This window comes from Rhizobium sp. A22-96 (assembly GCF_053521805.1).
Genome location: NZ_JBNWDQ010000003.1, coordinates 638,252 through 652,033 on the forward strand (window position 1 = coordinate 638,252; position 13,782 = coordinate 652,033).

The following is a 13,782-nucleotide window of genomic DNA, read 5'->3' on the forward strand; positions in this document are numbered from 1 at the left end:
GCTTAGAATTGGTATGCGTGTCACAGTTTTCAATCCAGCATGGAGATCGACACCAGCCCGCCGGGGTGGCGATGCAGCCGTCCGGCCATGTCCAGCTCAAGAAGGACAGAGTGAACAGCGGATACCGGTAGGCCGGTATGCCTGACGATATCGTCAATCTCGACCGGTGTCGGCCCGAGCGCGTCGACGATGTAGTCACGCTCGGCATCGTCGGGCGGCACGGAGAGCGGCTTGCTCCGTTCGATCGGAGCTTCGACAGGGCGAGGGCGGAAGAGATCCGGCTCGGCCAGCGGCCGCAAGGCGTCGACTATATCGCCCGGCGTGGTCACGATCATCGCGCCGTCCTTCAACAGGCCGTTGGTGCCCTCGCAACGGGGATCGAGCGGCGAACCCGGAACGGCGAAGACCAGCCGGCCAAATTCGCCGGCAAGACGCGCGGTGATCAGCGAGCCGGAGCGGGTCGCGGCCTCGACGATGACGACGCCGAGCGAAATGCCCGATATCAGCCGGTTGCGGCGCGGAAAGTCGCGTGCCCGCGGTTCCCATCCGAACGGCATCTCGCTGACGGCAAGCCCGTTTCCATTCCATATGTCGTTGAGCAGGCCGATATTCTCCGGCGGGTAGGGCTGATCAAGACCGCCGGCCATTGCGGCGACGGTCCCCGTTTCGAGGCTGGCGCGATGGGCGGCGGTATCGATGCCACGCGCAAGCCCGGAGACGACGGCATAACCGGCCTCGCCGCAGGTTCGGGCAATCATCGCGGTGAACTTCGCGCCGCTGATCGAGGCATTGCGCGAGCCGACGATACCGATGGCCGGTCGCGTCGCCGTCGGTACATTGCCCTTGACCGTCAGGAGAGGCGGCGCCCCGTCGATCTCCCTTAGCGCCGGCGGATAATCCGGCTCGCCGATGCCCACGAAGCGTGCGCCGAAGCGATGTACAGCTTCCAGCTCGCGCAGAGCGTCTCGCTCGTCGGCAATGCGGATCGCTCGCGTCGAGCCGCCGCGCTGGGAAAGTTCCGGCAGCATCGCAAGCGCTGCTTCTGCCGAGCCATAATGATTGATGAGATCGCGAAAGGTGGATGGTCCGACATTGTCGGAGCGGATCAGCCTGAGCCAGGCTATCCTTTGTTTTTCGGTCAGCGCAACTCCGGTCCGTCTTGCGCTGCCTACGTCCATTATCCCTTTGCTCCGATCTTGCCTTCCGTTCCGGCGGTCAACCGGGCGATGTTGGCCCTGTGCTTGTACCAGGAGATGACGGTCATCAGCGCCATGACGGCGGCAATCTTGTCGACGCCCAATATCCACAATACAACCGGGATGACAAGGGTTGCAACCAATGCGGAGAGCGAGGAATAACGGGTCGTGAAGGCAATGACCAGCCAGATGATGGCGAAAATCAAGGCCATCAGCGGCGCCAGGCCGAGGAGGATGCCGAGATAGGTCGCGACGCCCTTGCCGCCCTTGAAGCCGATCCAGACCGGGAAGATGTGGCCGATGAAGGCCGCGAAGCCGGCAAGCACACCGGCATCCTCACCGAAGAAATGGGCTGTTATCAGAACGGCGGCTGTGCCCTTGAAGGCATCGAGCAGCAGCGTCGCAGCCGCAAGCCACTTGTTACCGGTGCGCAGCACGTTTGTCGCGCCGATATTGCCCGAGCCGATATTGCGGACGTCGCCGAGGCCGGCCATGCGCGTCAGCAACAGGCCGAAGGGGATGGAGCCGAGCAGGTAGCCGATGACGATGGCTGCCAGCAATGTCTGCGGGGTGAGCTGCCAAGTCCAGAAATCCGCCATCACGTCTTATTCTCCGTAAACCCGGGCTTGCCCTAGAGGCTGTGAACCAGCTTGCCGGCGACATAGGTCGCGACTGCCCGGCCGCTCATTCTCGCATCTTCGAAAGGTGTATTTTTCGAGCGCGACAAAAGCATGTCTTTTGCGACAAGCCAAGGCTCGTCGAGATCGATCAGGGCGATATCTGCCTTGGCACCTGGCTTCAGCGTACCGGCATCGAGACCGAAAATCTGGGCCGGCCGCGTCGACAGCGCATCGATGAGTCGCATCAGGCTGACCTGGCCGCTATGATAAAGCCGAAGGGCGGCGGCAAGCAGTGTTTCCAGGCCGACGGCGCCGTCTTCAGCTTCGCCGAAGGGCAGGCGCTTGGTATCCACATCCTGCGGGTCGTGCGAGGAGACGATGATGTCGATCGTGCCGTCCGCCAACGCTTCGATCATACCCGTGCGATCGTCCTCGGAGCGAAGCGGCGGGTAGACTTTAAAGAACGTCCGGTATTCGCCGATGTCGTTCTCGTTCAGTGCGAGATTGTTGATCGAGATGCCGCATGTGACCTTGGCGCCGCGCGAGCGGGCGAGGCGGATGGCCTCGGCCGATTCGGGCACGGAGATCATGGCTGCGTGGTAGTGGCTGCGGGTCAGTGCGGCGATACGCAGATCGCACTCCAGCGGGATAAGCTCGGCTTCCTTAGGGATGCCCGATAGCCCGAGCCAGCTCGCCAGCAATCCTTCATGCATGACGCCGTTGGCGCCGAGATATTTGTCGCGGGTCTCGCAGGAAATGACCGCGCCAAATTCGCGGGCATAGGTCATCAACCGCCGCAGGACCTGCGTGTCATAGACGGCGGAATGCGCATCGGTGAAGGCGACGGCCCCAGCTGCCCGAAGCAAGCCTATTTCCGTCATCTCTTCACCGGCGAGACCCTTGGTGAGTGCTGCTGCCGGATAGACATTGACGACCGCCGTATCCCGCGCCGTCTTCTTGACGAATTCGACCAGGGCGATGTCGTCGATGACGGGATGGGTATCCGGCATCATGATGAAGGAGGTAACTCCGCCGGCCGCTGCCGCACGGCTTGCTGACGCGATCGTTTCGCGATGCTCGCCGCCGGGCTCGCCGACATGGACGCGGGCATCGACCAGGCCCGGCACGGCGACAAGGCCGGTGCAATCCCGCACCGTCGCGCCCTTGGGTGTCGCATGGCCTTTGAGGCCCTTGCCGGCGAAAATGATGATGCCATCCTCGACGACAATCGCGCCGACCTCATCGAGATTGCGGGAGGGGTCGATGATGCGGACATTCTGCAGGACGATTGAGTTGCTCATGCGCCTGCTCCCTCGCTGCGAGGCCCCTGGTTCTGGGAGATGAGCAGCGTCTCCATGACCGCCATGCGCACGGCGACGCCCATTTCCACCTGTTCGGCAATGACGCTCTGCGGACCATCGGCGACTTCGGAGGCGATCTCGACCCCACGGTTCATCGGGCCTGGATGCATGACAAGCGCATCCTCCTTGGCGGCTTTCAGCGTCTCCGCGTCGAGCCCGTAGAAATGATAGTATTCACGCACCGACGGCACGAAGGCGCCGGACATTCGCTCTCGCTGCAACCGCAGCATCATGACGACATCGGCGTCCTTCAGGCCTTCCTTCATCGAATGGAAGACCTCGGCGCCCATGTCGGCGATGCCCGTGGGCAGAAGCGTGGCGGGAGCAACCACACGGACGCGGGCACCCATGGCGTTTAGAAGCAGGATGTTGGAACGGGCAACGCGCGAATGCAGCACGTCACCGCAGATGGCGACGATGATGCGCGAAAGCTTGCCCTTGGCGCGGCGGATCGTCAGCGCATCGAGGAGCGCCTGGGTCGGATGCTCGTGCTGGCCGTCACCGGCATTGACGACCGAGCAGGAGACTTTTTGGGCAAGCAATGCGGCAGCGCCTGCGCTCGAATGGCGAATGACCAATACGTCCGGCCGCATGGCGTTCAGCGTCATCGCCGTATCGATCAGCGTTTCGCCTTTTTTCACCGAGGAATTGCCAACCGACATGTTCATCACATCGGCGCCGAGCCGTTTTCCGGCCAGCTCGAAGGAGGATTGCGTGCGGGTCGAGGCTTCGAAGAAGAGGTTGATTTGCGTGAGACCGCGAAGCGTCGACGTCTTCTTCTCACGCTGGCGGCTTATCTTGACGGCTTCGTCGGCCTTGTCGAGAAGATAGGTAATATCCTGCTCGGTAAGACCCTTGATGCCGATGAGGTGGCGGTGGGGAAAGAAGACCATGGACCTGCCCTCTGAATGTCGTCAGGGGGTCTATAGAGAGGGAGCGCCAAAGGGGCAAGCGCGCGTATGCGATGAGCCTGCTTGTTCCCCATGCAATTTCGCCCGAATGCCGTTACAGCAGCTATGCTGTTGGGAGACAAAACTTCCGGTTTCCTTTTGCAACCCTCTTGCTCTAAAAAGCGATTCATGACCCAACAGACCCGGACCGACGACCCATTTGCCGACTTGAACCAGCCGAGCCTCTGGTCCGGCATCAATGCCTATCGTTCCGATCCGCTCATCGTTGATCTGACCTCTGGTCTGCCACGCTCGATCCGCGAAGATTTGGAGCAGCTCGGCCGCTTCGTCACCTCTCACGAGGCGCAGGAGCTGGCGCGTATGGCAAACCAGGGCACGCCGCAGCTGCGCACCCATGGTCCGCGCGGCGAGCGTCTCGATGTCGTCGAATTCCATCCGGCCTGGCACGCGCTGATGCGCCGCTCCATGGCGTCAGGCCTGCATTCCTCGATCTGGGATGCACAGGCGGATCCCGAAGCAAAGGGACAGTCGCACAAGGTGCGCGCCGCGCGCTTCTATCTGACGGCACAGCTCGAATGCGGCCACCTCTGCCCGTTGACGATGACCAGCGCCTCCGTGGCCGCCATGATGGCGTCGCCAGCCGTCCAGAAGGACTGGGCGCCAAAAATCCTGTCGCGCAAATATGATTCGTCCAACAAGCCCGCCATGCAGAAGACCGCCGTCACCATCGGCATGGGCATGACAGAGAAGCAGGGCGGCACAGATGTGCGTGCCAACAAGACCAGTGCGGAAAAGGTGAGCGACGGCATCTACCGGCTTTCGGGCCACAAATGGTTCATGTCGGCGCCGATGAGCGATGCCTTCATCATGCTCGCCCAGACCAAGGAGGGCCTTGGCTGCTTCCTCGTGCCGAGGCTGCTCGAGGATGGCTCGGCCAACGGCCTCCAGTTCCAGCGGCTGAAGGACAAGCTCGGCAATCGCTCGAACGCGTCTTCCGAAGTCGAGTTCCACGACACATTCGGCTTCCTGCTCGGAACGCCCGATGCCGGCATACGCACGATCCTCGACATGGTGACGCTGACGCGGCTTGACTGCGCGTTGGCCTCGGCCGGTATCATGCGGGCTTCGCTGGCCGAGGCGGTGCATCATGCGCGCGGCCGCAGCGTGTTCGGCAAGATGCTGGTCAACCAGCCGATCATGACGCGCGTGCTCGCCGACATGGCGCTCGATGTTGCCGCAGCAACGGCTCTCGCCTTCCGTCTGGCCGAGGCCTTCGACAAGGCGAGCGGCAGCAGCGAGGACGCGGCCTATGCCCGTGTCATGACGCCGGTTGCCAAATACTGGTGCTGCAAGATCGCTCCGGCTCTCATCTATGAAGCCATGGAGTGCATTGGCGGCAGCGGCTATATCGAGGAGCGTCCGATCGCCCGTCATTACCGCGAAGCACCTGTTAACGCGATCTGGGAAGGTTCCGGCAATGTCATGGCGCTCGACGTTCTACGCGTGTTGAACCGTGGCAAGGACCTGTTCGAAACAGTGTTCGCCGGCCTTGCCCGCGATCTCGGACCTGCCGGCAAGAAGACCATCGAGGTGCTGCGCGCAGCCATGGCGCTTTGCGAGCAGGATGAGGGCGCTGCCCGCCTGCTAGTCGAACAAATGGCGCTTGCTGCCGGGGCGGCCGAACTCTATCGCCTCGGTGCCGGCAAGATCGCCGACGCCTTCATCGAAACCCGCCTTGCCGGCGGCTGGCGCTCCACCTATGGCATGCTCGACGCGCGGTTCGATGCCGGCTACATCGTCGACCTCCTCTATCCGCCGGCCACCTAGAATTTGCGCCGGCGATTGCCGCGATACCAATATGTATTATATATTGGTATCGACAAGGGAGTCTTTCATGGCCCGCAACACATCAGTTTCGCTCGGTGATCATTTCAGCGACTTCATCGATGCCCAGGTGCAGACAGGCCGCTACGGCTCCGCTAGCGATGTTGTCCGCGCTGGCCTGCGGCTGCTCGAAGAGCACGAGGCAAAGGTCCGGGCTCTTAAAGAGGCGTTGATTGCCGGCGAGGAATCCGGAAAACCCGCCCCCTTCGATAATGCTGCATTCCTGAAGCGGATGCGTGCCACATATGGCGAATAGGACTGGTCGCTACGGTCTATCGCCCTTGGCGGAGGCCGACCTTGAAGATGTCTGGCGATATACGGTCGAGAACTGGTCTGCGCAGCAAGCGGAAGCCTACCATGCCGAAATCGTCGAAGTTTTCGAGGGGTTGGCGTCCGGTCTGAAAGTCGGGCGTCGTGCCGACATTCGTGAAGGCTATTTCAAATATGCCGTCGGCTCGCATGTGATCTACTATCTTCTATCCGATGCGGAGATGAGTGTGATTCGTGTGTTGCATCGGCGAATGGATGTCAGCCGGCACCTCTGAAGAGGTGTTTGGATCTGAACAATTTGGCTTGGTATCATGTTCGCATTCGTTTGCAGGGGCTCCCATGATCAATCTCCGTCCAGTCCAACCCGACGACATTGACCAGCTCTATGCTATCTCGCTGAAGACGGGTGATGCCGGCAAGGATGCGACGCCGCTTCACCGCGACGGACGTTTGATCGGGCACATCTATTCGGCGCCCTATGCGAAGCTTCTTCCCGAACTGGTCTTCGTTGCCGAGGATGGCGAAGGTGTCTTTGGCTATATTTCCGGTGCCTTCGATACGGTCGCTTTCGAAGACCGGCTTGAGCGCGAATGGTGGCCGGGCTTGCGCCGGCAATATGCCGCTCCGTCGGGAGATCCGACGCTTTGGGATGCTGACCAGCGGCGCATATCCGCAATCCATCGTCCGAACCGAGTGCCCACCTTCCTCACAGATCGCTTTCCCGCACATATTCATATGAACCTGCTGCCGAGGGCTCAGGGGAAGGGCATCGGCACGGCTTTGCTCGGTCGCTGGATTGAGAATGCCCGCGCCAACGGTGTCAAGGGCATTCATCTCGGTGCCAATTCCGGCAATCACGGCGCGATCCGCTTCTGGTCGTCGCGGGGTTTCGTGCCGGTGGAACTGCCCGCGGGTCTCGCGTCGGAAACGACCGTATGGTTTGGCCAATCGCTCTAAATCTGTGGATTTGCGGGCTTAGATGATATCGCTGCCCACAGCTTAGTTGTTCGCGTCGATGCGGCTTGCTACTCACCGCTCGGTGACAGATTGGAGCTGAGTCGATGGCCGTTGCAAACGCAGCCGTTAAAATACCGTTGGAAACGCCTGTTGCGGAAAAGCGGGTGCGCAACCGCGCCGCGACCGAGCAGGCGATCCTCGATGCTGCCAAGCGGCTTCTGGCGGAGGAGGGGTTCCAGAATTTCGGCATCAATGCGGTGGCGCGCGGTGCCGGCTGCGACAAGCAGCTGATCTACCGCTATTATGGCGGCCTCAACGGCCTTGTGGAAGCGATCGGCACGGATCTCGGAGACTGGGTGAAGGACCGCATTCCCGACGACACCGGCGGCATGTTCATTCTGACCTATGGCGATCTGATGGAGCGCCTTGCTCTGCTATTTCTCGACGCCCTGCGCGCCGACCCGTTGATGCGCCGCATTGTCGCCTGGGAAGTCTCCGAAAACAGCGAGCAGGTCCGCCGATTGTCCGAGGCCCGTTCCAAGGCGCTGGCGGGCTGGATCGAGCGCATGCGCGGCTCGCTGACACCGCCGAAAGGGGTCGATGCGCAGGCGGTCAACGCCATGATCTTCGCGGCCATCCAGCATCTTGTCCTGTCGGCAGCGATCAGCGATCAATGCGCCGGTCTTCCTTTGAAAAACGCCAAGGATTGGGAGAAGGCGGCAGCCTCATTGAAGCGGATCGTACGCGGCGTTTACGGCTGATGCCGGCGCCCGTTCGGGAGATATCCACAAGCCCACCGCGCTGTTAACCTTAACAAATGGTTTACGTTGCGCCGCACCGGTTAACTCGTCACTGTGAAGAGACCGATTGTTAACCATCAAGCGTGCAGCCATGGGGTTGAGACCCGCAAAATTAGTGTTTCTTGTCGCGGCGATGATGTTCTTCGCCGTGCTCGCACTAGATATAACCTGGCCCGCGGTGGTTTTGAGCGCCATGGCGCTGTCGAACTGGTTTGTCCTTTCGGCTGGCACGACGCAATTTCAGCGTCGAAGGGGTACCGCATGAAGTGGTTGTTGATTTGCTGGGCTGGGCCCGTCTCGTTTCTCGGGGCTTGGTATTATCTGTCGTACTACGACATGAGCTTCGGCATCTTCATGCTGACACGGCAGATGCATGACCTAGTGTTCGATATCTACGGCAAGATCCTCGGCATTCCGCCGGAAACCATTCCGCCGCTGGTCGCGCGCGCGATCGCCTTCGACAGTCTGCTTGTCTTTGCGATCTTCGGCTTTCGCCGCCGCGCAGCCATCATTGCCTGGTGGAAGCGCCGTCAGGCGTCGAGATCGGGCAGGGTGGCCCTGCCGAGCGCCGACAGCCTGTCCAAGGCTCCCTGAAGAATAAAGCTCGCCGCCGCCGAGTCGATACGCTCGGCTCGCTTGGCGCGCGAGACGTCCATTTCCAGAAGCGCCCGTTCGGCCGCGACGGTCGAAAGCCGCTCGTCCCAGAAGACGAAGGGCAGGGCGGTCTTGTCGGCCATGCTGCGCACGAAGGCGCGGGTGGCCTGGACGCGCGGCCCCGAAGAACCATCCATATTGACAGGCAGGCCGATGATGAAGGCGGCGACCTTCTCCTTCTCTGCGAAGGCGAGCAGGGTCTGGGCGTCCTGGGTGAACTTGACCCGCTTGATCGCCGGGCGCGGCGTGGCGAAACGCCGGCCGAGATCGGACATGGCCAGCCCGATGGTCTTGGTGCCGAGATCGAGGCCGGCGACTGCCTGGCCGGGCAGAAGCATCACGGCCAGGTCTTCGATGGTCAGCGTCGTCATCGGGCTTTCGCTCCTGTCAAAACAAATTGAAGTCAAAGCCGCTTTTCTTTGTCGCGGTTTGAGATATCTCCTAGACACCAGCCTTCCATTGCAAATCAAGTCATAAGGATAAACCCGATGAAGATCATTTGGCTCGGCCATGCCGCTTTTCGTATCGAAACGGCGAAGGCGAAAATACTGATCGATCCTTTCCTGACCTATAACCCTTCCTTTGCCGCCGCCGGCCTCAACATCAAGGATGCCGCCGAAGGCGTGACCCATATCCTGCTGACGCACGGCCATGCCGACCATGTCGGCGATACGGTTCAGATCGCAAAGGACACCGGCGCCGTCGTTCTCGCCAACGCCGATCTCGCCTCCTGGCTGGGCACGAAGGGCGTCGAGAAGCTCGAAATGGGCAATACCGGCGGCACCGTCAGCCTCGGCGGCTTCTCGGCCACCTTTACCAATGCGCTGCACTCTTCCGCCCAGATCACGGAAGATGGCGTTTCCCACGCGCTCGGCAACCCGAACGGCCTGATGCTGCATTTTGACGATGAAGCATCGCTCTTCCACATGGGCGATACCGACATCTTCTCGGATATGGCCCTGATCAACGAACTGCATCAACCCGATATCGGCATCCTGCCGATTGGCGACCGCTTTACCATGGGCGGTGCCGTGGCCGCACTCGCCTGCCAACGCTTCTTCAACTTCAAGACCGCCATCCCCTGCCACTATGGCAGCTTCCCCTTCATCGACCAGACCGCGGAAAAGTTCGTTGTCGGCATGGAAGGTTCGAAGACGACGGTTGCCGCACCGAAGGTGGGCGAGAGCGTTTCTGCCTGACGATACCCGTTGCGTATGGCGGGCATGGTCTTTATAGCGAGTGAGAAAAATCCTATCCGGAGAATGCCATGTCCGTCGATCTCGCCACTGTCAAACGCGTCGCCCATCTTGCCCGCATCGCCGTCAATGAAGACGAAGCGCAGCGGATGATGGGCGAGCTGAACGGCATTCTGGGCTTCGTCGAGCAGCTCTCCGAAGTGAATGTCGATGGCGTCGAGGCGATGACCTCGGTGATGCCGATGGCAATGAAGAAGCGCACCGACGAAGTCACAGACGGCAACAAGGCCGCCGACATCGTTGCGAACGCGCCGAATACCGATCAGAATTTCTTCCTGGTGCCCAAAGTCGTCGAATAACGGTTCCCTTCGAGCCTTTCCGACCCGTTGCCCAATTCCAGATCTGAAGCGAAACAAAATGAGCGAACTGACCAGCCTGACCATTGCCGAAGCCCGCGACAAGCTGCGCGCCAAGCAGATTACCGCCACCGAACTGACCGAAGCCTATATTTCGGCGATCGACGCGGCCAACGGTCAGATCAATGCCTATATCAAGGTGACGCCGGAAAAGGCGCTAGACATGGCCAAGGCTTCGGATGCACGCCTCGCAGCCGGCAAGGCCGGCGCGCTCGAAGGCATTCCGCTCGGGATCAAGGACCTGTTCGGCACCGAAGGCATTCACACCCAGGCCTGCAGCCACATCCTCGACGGTTTCCAGCCGCGCTACGAATCGACCGTCACGCAGAACCTCTGGAACGACGGCGCCGTTATGCTCGGCAAGCTCAACATGGATGAATTCGCCATGGGCTCGTCCAACGAGAGCTCCTATTACGGCCCGGTCATCAACCCCTGGCGCGCCGAAGGCACCAACCAGCAACTCGTTCCGGGCGGCTCGTCGGGCGGTTCGGCCGCTGCCGTTGCCGCGCATCTTTGCGCCGGCGCCACCGCCACGGATACCGGCGGCTCCATCCGCCAGCCGGCCGCCTTCACCGGCACCGTCGGTATCAAGCCGACTTACGGCCGCTGCTCGCGCTGGGGCATCGTCGCCTTCGCCTCGTCGCTCGACCAGGCCGGCCCGATCGCCCGCGACGTGCGCGACGCCGCCATCCTCCTGAAGTCGATGGCAAGCGTCGATGCCAAGGACACGACCTCCGTCGACTTGGCCGTGCCGGACTATGAAGCCTCGCTCGGCCAGTCGCTGAAGGGCATGAAGATCGGTATCCCCAACGAATACCGCGTCGATGGCATGCCGGACGAGATCGAAAAGCTCTGGCAGCAGGGTATTGCCTGGCTGAAGGACGCCGGTGCCGAGATCGTCAACATCTCGCTTCCGCACACGAAATACGCTCTGCCGGCCTACTACATCGTCGCGCCCGCCGAAGCCTCCTCGAACCTCGCCCGCTATGACGGCGTCCGCTACGGCCTGCGCGTCGACGGCAAGGATATCGTCGACATGTACGAGAAGACGCGCGCTGCCGGTTTCGGCCAGGAAGTGAAGCGCCGCATCATGATCGGCACGTATGTTCTGTCGGCCGGCTATTACGACGCCTATTACCTGCGCGCCCAGAAGGTCCGCACGCTGATCAAGCGCGATTTCGAGCTTGCCTTCAACGCCGGCGTCGACGCCATCCTGACGCCCGCCACGCCGTCCTCGGCCTTCGGCATCGCCGACGAGGACCTCGCTTCCGATCCGGTGAAGATGTACCTCAACGACATCTTCACGGTGACGGTCAACATGGCCGGTCTGCCGGGCATCGCCGTCCCCGCCGGCCTCGACCCGAAGGGCCTGCCGCTCGGCCTCCAGCTCATCGGCAAGCCGTTCGAGGAAGAAACCCTCTTCAAGACCGCCCACGTCATCGAACAGGCCGCCGGCAAGTTCACGCCGGCGAAGTGGTGGTAAGCACCGCTTTTTTATGACCGCCACCGATCAAGTGATCGGCGCGGTCTTTCTAGAGCAAACTGCACATCAATAAGTCGTGTTATAATTGCAACAACACGTGTGCATAAGCGTGTACGCTCATTTCTCTACCTTGAAACGATTCTAAACTGGAGCTATACGCGCAATCCCGGTCGTCGTGCCGATGCGAGCGTTGATGGTTGGAGCTCCAAAGCTCCTCCCGTGCAGGCGGTTTGCCGTTCTGTATACGAATGCCGTGTCGGGAGACGGGAAGGCTTTTGGAGTATAGCTCAGATAGGTAGAGCACCGGATGTTCGTCCGGAGGTCGTGGGTTCGAATCCCGCTGCACCAGCCAAATGGATAGCTCAGCTTGGTAGAGCATCAGACTTATAATCTGATTGTCAAAGGTTCGAATCCTTTTCCAACCGCCGGTCGAAAGGCCGGCACCAGCCTGCAAAGCTGTTTACCAATGACGGTCCGGGGACCGGAATGCGCAAGTTCGGATATCCGCGTAATCTCCAGGGATTGCCGGATAGATGGACGAGCGCCGGGATTATGGGCTTGATTGGTGATGAAGATTTCGCCGTGCCCCGGCCAGCAAGGAGGAAGCCCTCCAAAGCCGTCGGGATACTGCGCAACCCGCTCTTCGCAAATCCGCCCGTCGTCACTGCCACCGGTCTCCGGATCTCGATGATCGGCACATGAAACGAAACACGAAAGGAACATCGGTCTATGACGTAGCGCATACCGAAGGAGTAGGAACAATGATGACATTTCTCGATAAGATCTTGGGACGCAAGCGCGTCCTCGTTAAGGAAAACGAACGTCTGGTCGCCCTGTACAAGGGGACGATTCTTGGCATTTTCGGGCCGGGTCAGCATGTATTGCCGAACCGACACAACAACCTTGATGTTTTCCGCTACGATCTGACCAATCCGGTTTTTGCATCGGTCTACGAGAAGGCGTTGTTCGAAAAGCTCCCGGAGGTTGCCGAGCATCATCTGGCCGTATTCCGTACCGATGTTGGCCAGGTTGCCGTCATCGAGCGCGACGGCGCAATTTACGCCACACTTGGTCCGAGCCAGAAACTTGTTGTCTGGAAGGAAGCAGGCCCGTGGAAGGAAATACGCGTCGATACCGCAGACGAACTATCCGTCGACCGAGTCCTCGCGCGTCGCCTTGGGCTGGCACGGAAGCATGAGTTCGTCGGCAGCTACGCCGTGCTTGAAGGGCAGGTGGGGCTGCTGTTCGTCGAGGGCATCTACCTGCGGACGCTCGATCCGGGCATGCATACCTTCTGGAATGTCGGTAAGGCGCTGCAGGTCAAGATCGTCGATCTGAAGCGTCAGTCGCTCGATGTTGCGGGGCAGGAACTCCTGACCAAGGATCGCGTGACGATCCGTGTCAACATCTCCGCGGATTACCGCGTGGTCGATCCGGTCAAGGCCGTTGGCTCCGTCAAGGATTTTGCGGATGCGCTCTATCGTGCTCTGCAACTGGCTTTCCGCCGGACGCTCGGCACGATGACGCTGGACCAGATCCTGGAGCGCCGCGTCTCCATCAACGCCGAAGCGGCCGAAAAGGTGCGCGAGGACATGATGGTGATCGGTGTGGAAATCTCGGATATCGAACTGAAGGATGTGATCCTGCCGGGCGATATGCGTGAGATCCTGAACCAGGTGGTTGCCGCCGAGAAGCAGGCGGAAGCCAACGTCATCCGCCGCCGTGAGGAAACGAACGCCACCCGTTCGTTGCTGAACACGGCGAAGGTGATGGCGGAGCATCCGGTCATGCTGCGCCTGAAGGAACTCGAGGCTCTGGAAGCTATCGCCGGCAAGGTGGATAAGCTGACGATCCACAACGGCACGAGCGGCTTGATGAACGATCTCGTCAAGCTTCGCGATATCTGATGCCACTGACAGGAAGGGCCGCCCGGAAATCCGCGCGGCCCCTTTTGCGTGTGCCAATATTCCGCCCACGCGCCATCACACTTTGGACCGAAATACGATCATAAATTGCAGCGAGCCGCTTGGTCTC

The 13,782-nt window shown here is 60.8% G+C and carries 16 protein-coding genes and 1 tRNA gene; 12 read left to right on the plus strand and 5 right to left on the minus strand.

Translation table 11 applies throughout. The annotated features are described in order from the left end of the window. Window positions 1-29 precede the first annotated feature (29 nt). From dprA to ACQZ6F_RS15845, 4 genes are read right to left on the minus strand one after another with little or no spacing between them, the layout of a single operon-like run. Complete coding sequence (gene dprA / locus ACQZ6F_RS15830; RefSeq protein WP_449093414.1) at window positions 30-1,178, minus strand: DNA-processing protein DprA; 1,149 nt, start codon at window positions 1,176-1,178, stop codon at window positions 30-32. Further along, window positions 1,178-1,798, minus strand: coding sequence for a glycerol-3-phosphate 1-O-acyltransferase PlsY (gene plsY, locus ACQZ6F_RS15835; protein WP_205910649.1), 621 nt, complete (start codon window positions 1,796-1,798; stop codon window positions 1,178-1,180). The genes dprA and plsY overlap by 1 nt, the downstream gene beginning before the upstream one ends. Before the next feature lie 29 nt (window positions 1,799-1,827). Next, window positions 1,828-3,117, minus strand: a complete 1,290-nt coding sequence (locus tag ACQZ6F_RS15840; RefSeq protein WP_449093413.1) for a dihydroorotase — start codon at window positions 3,115-3,117, stop codon at window positions 1,828-1,830. Next, entirely contained in the window at window positions 3,114-4,070 is a 957-nt protein-coding gene (locus ACQZ6F_RS15845; protein ID WP_077472772.1) for an aspartate carbamoyltransferase catalytic subunit, read from the minus strand. Before ACQZ6F_RS15845 ends, ACQZ6F_RS15840 begins: the two co-directional genes overlap by 4 nt. Before the next feature lie 186 nt (window positions 4,071-4,256). Between ACQZ6F_RS15845 and ACQZ6F_RS15850 the strand changes: the two genes are divergently transcribed. From ACQZ6F_RS15850 to ACQZ6F_RS15875, 6 genes are all read left to right on the plus strand, one after another. Then, a complete protein-coding gene (locus ACQZ6F_RS15850) occupies window positions 4,257-5,915 on the plus strand; it encodes an acyl-CoA dehydrogenase family protein (RefSeq protein ID WP_449093412.1) in 1,659 nt (552 codons plus the stop codon). A 67-nt stretch (window positions 5,916-5,982) separates the two neighbouring features. Next, window positions 5,983-6,228 (plus strand): type II toxin-antitoxin system ParD family antitoxin, encoded by a 246-nt coding sequence (locus ACQZ6F_RS15855; protein WP_449093411.1) that lies wholly within the window; start codon window positions 5,983-5,985, stop codon window positions 6,226-6,228. Beyond that, window positions 6,218-6,517, plus strand: coding sequence for a type II toxin-antitoxin system RelE/ParE family toxin (locus ACQZ6F_RS15860; protein WP_449093410.1), 300 nt, complete (start codon window positions 6,218-6,220; stop codon window positions 6,515-6,517). The genes ACQZ6F_RS15855 and ACQZ6F_RS15860 overlap by 11 nt, the downstream gene beginning before the upstream one ends. A gap of 64 nt (window positions 6,518-6,581) precedes the next feature. After that, entirely contained in the window at window positions 6,582-7,199 is a 618-nt protein-coding gene (locus ACQZ6F_RS15865) for a GNAT family N-acetyltransferase (RefSeq protein WP_449093409.1), read from the plus strand. A 104-nt stretch (window positions 7,200-7,303) separates the two neighbouring features. Next, entirely contained in the window at window positions 7,304-7,960 is a 657-nt protein-coding gene (locus ACQZ6F_RS15870) for a TetR/AcrR family transcriptional regulator (protein ID WP_449093408.1), read from the plus strand. A 300-nt stretch (window positions 7,961-8,260) separates the two neighbouring features. Further along, window positions 8,261-8,593 carry a DUF6105 family protein gene (locus ACQZ6F_RS15875; RefSeq protein ID WP_449093407.1) on the plus strand — a complete coding sequence of 111 codons (333 nt, stop codon included), beginning with the start codon at window positions 8,261-8,263 and terminating at the stop codon, window positions 8,591-8,593. Here ACQZ6F_RS15875 and ruvX read toward each other — a convergent pair. Beyond that, window positions 8,530-9,024: a Holliday junction resolvase RuvX gene (ruvX, locus tag ACQZ6F_RS15880; RefSeq protein WP_449093406.1), complete on the minus strand. Its 495-nt coding sequence runs from the start codon at window positions 9,022-9,024 to the stop codon at window positions 8,530-8,532. The genes ACQZ6F_RS15875 and ruvX overlap by 64 nt on opposite strands. A gap of 117 nt (window positions 9,025-9,141) precedes the next feature. Here ruvX and ACQZ6F_RS15885 point away from each other — a divergent pair, with 117 nt between their 5' ends. From ACQZ6F_RS15885 to ACQZ6F_RS15910, 6 genes are all read left to right on the plus strand, one after another. Continuing rightward, the gene (locus tag ACQZ6F_RS15885; protein ID WP_449093405.1) at window positions 9,142-9,852 is read left to right on the plus strand and encodes a metal-dependent hydrolase; all 711 of its coding nucleotides are present in this window, start codon (window positions 9,142-9,144) and stop codon (window positions 9,850-9,852) included. Between the two features lie 68 nt (window positions 9,853-9,920). After that, window positions 9,921-10,208 (plus strand): Asp-tRNA(Asn)/Glu-tRNA(Gln) amidotransferase subunit GatC, encoded by a 288-nt coding sequence (gene gatC, locus ACQZ6F_RS15890; protein WP_449093404.1) that lies wholly within the window; start codon window positions 9,921-9,923, stop codon window positions 10,206-10,208. A 58-nt stretch (window positions 10,209-10,266) separates the two neighbouring features. Further along, complete coding sequence (gene gatA, locus ACQZ6F_RS15895; RefSeq protein WP_449093403.1) at window positions 10,267-11,748, plus strand: Asp-tRNA(Asn)/Glu-tRNA(Gln) amidotransferase subunit GatA; 1,482 nt, start codon at window positions 10,267-10,269, stop codon at window positions 11,746-11,748. 354 nt (window positions 11,749-12,102) lie between these two features. Next, window positions 12,103-12,170: transfer RNA gene (locus ACQZ6F_RS15900), tRNA-Ile, on the plus strand. A 64-nt stretch (window positions 12,171-12,234) separates the two neighbouring features. Further along, on the plus strand, window positions 12,235-12,450 hold the full coding sequence (locus ACQZ6F_RS15905) for a hypothetical protein (protein ID WP_449093402.1): 216 nt from the start codon (window positions 12,235-12,237) through the stop codon (window positions 12,448-12,450). Between the two features lie 59 nt (window positions 12,451-12,509). Next, a complete protein-coding gene (locus ACQZ6F_RS15910) occupies window positions 12,510-13,655 on the plus strand; it encodes a slipin family protein (RefSeq protein WP_449093401.1) in 1,146 nt (381 codons plus the stop codon). Window positions 13,656-13,782: the final 127 nt, after the last annotated feature.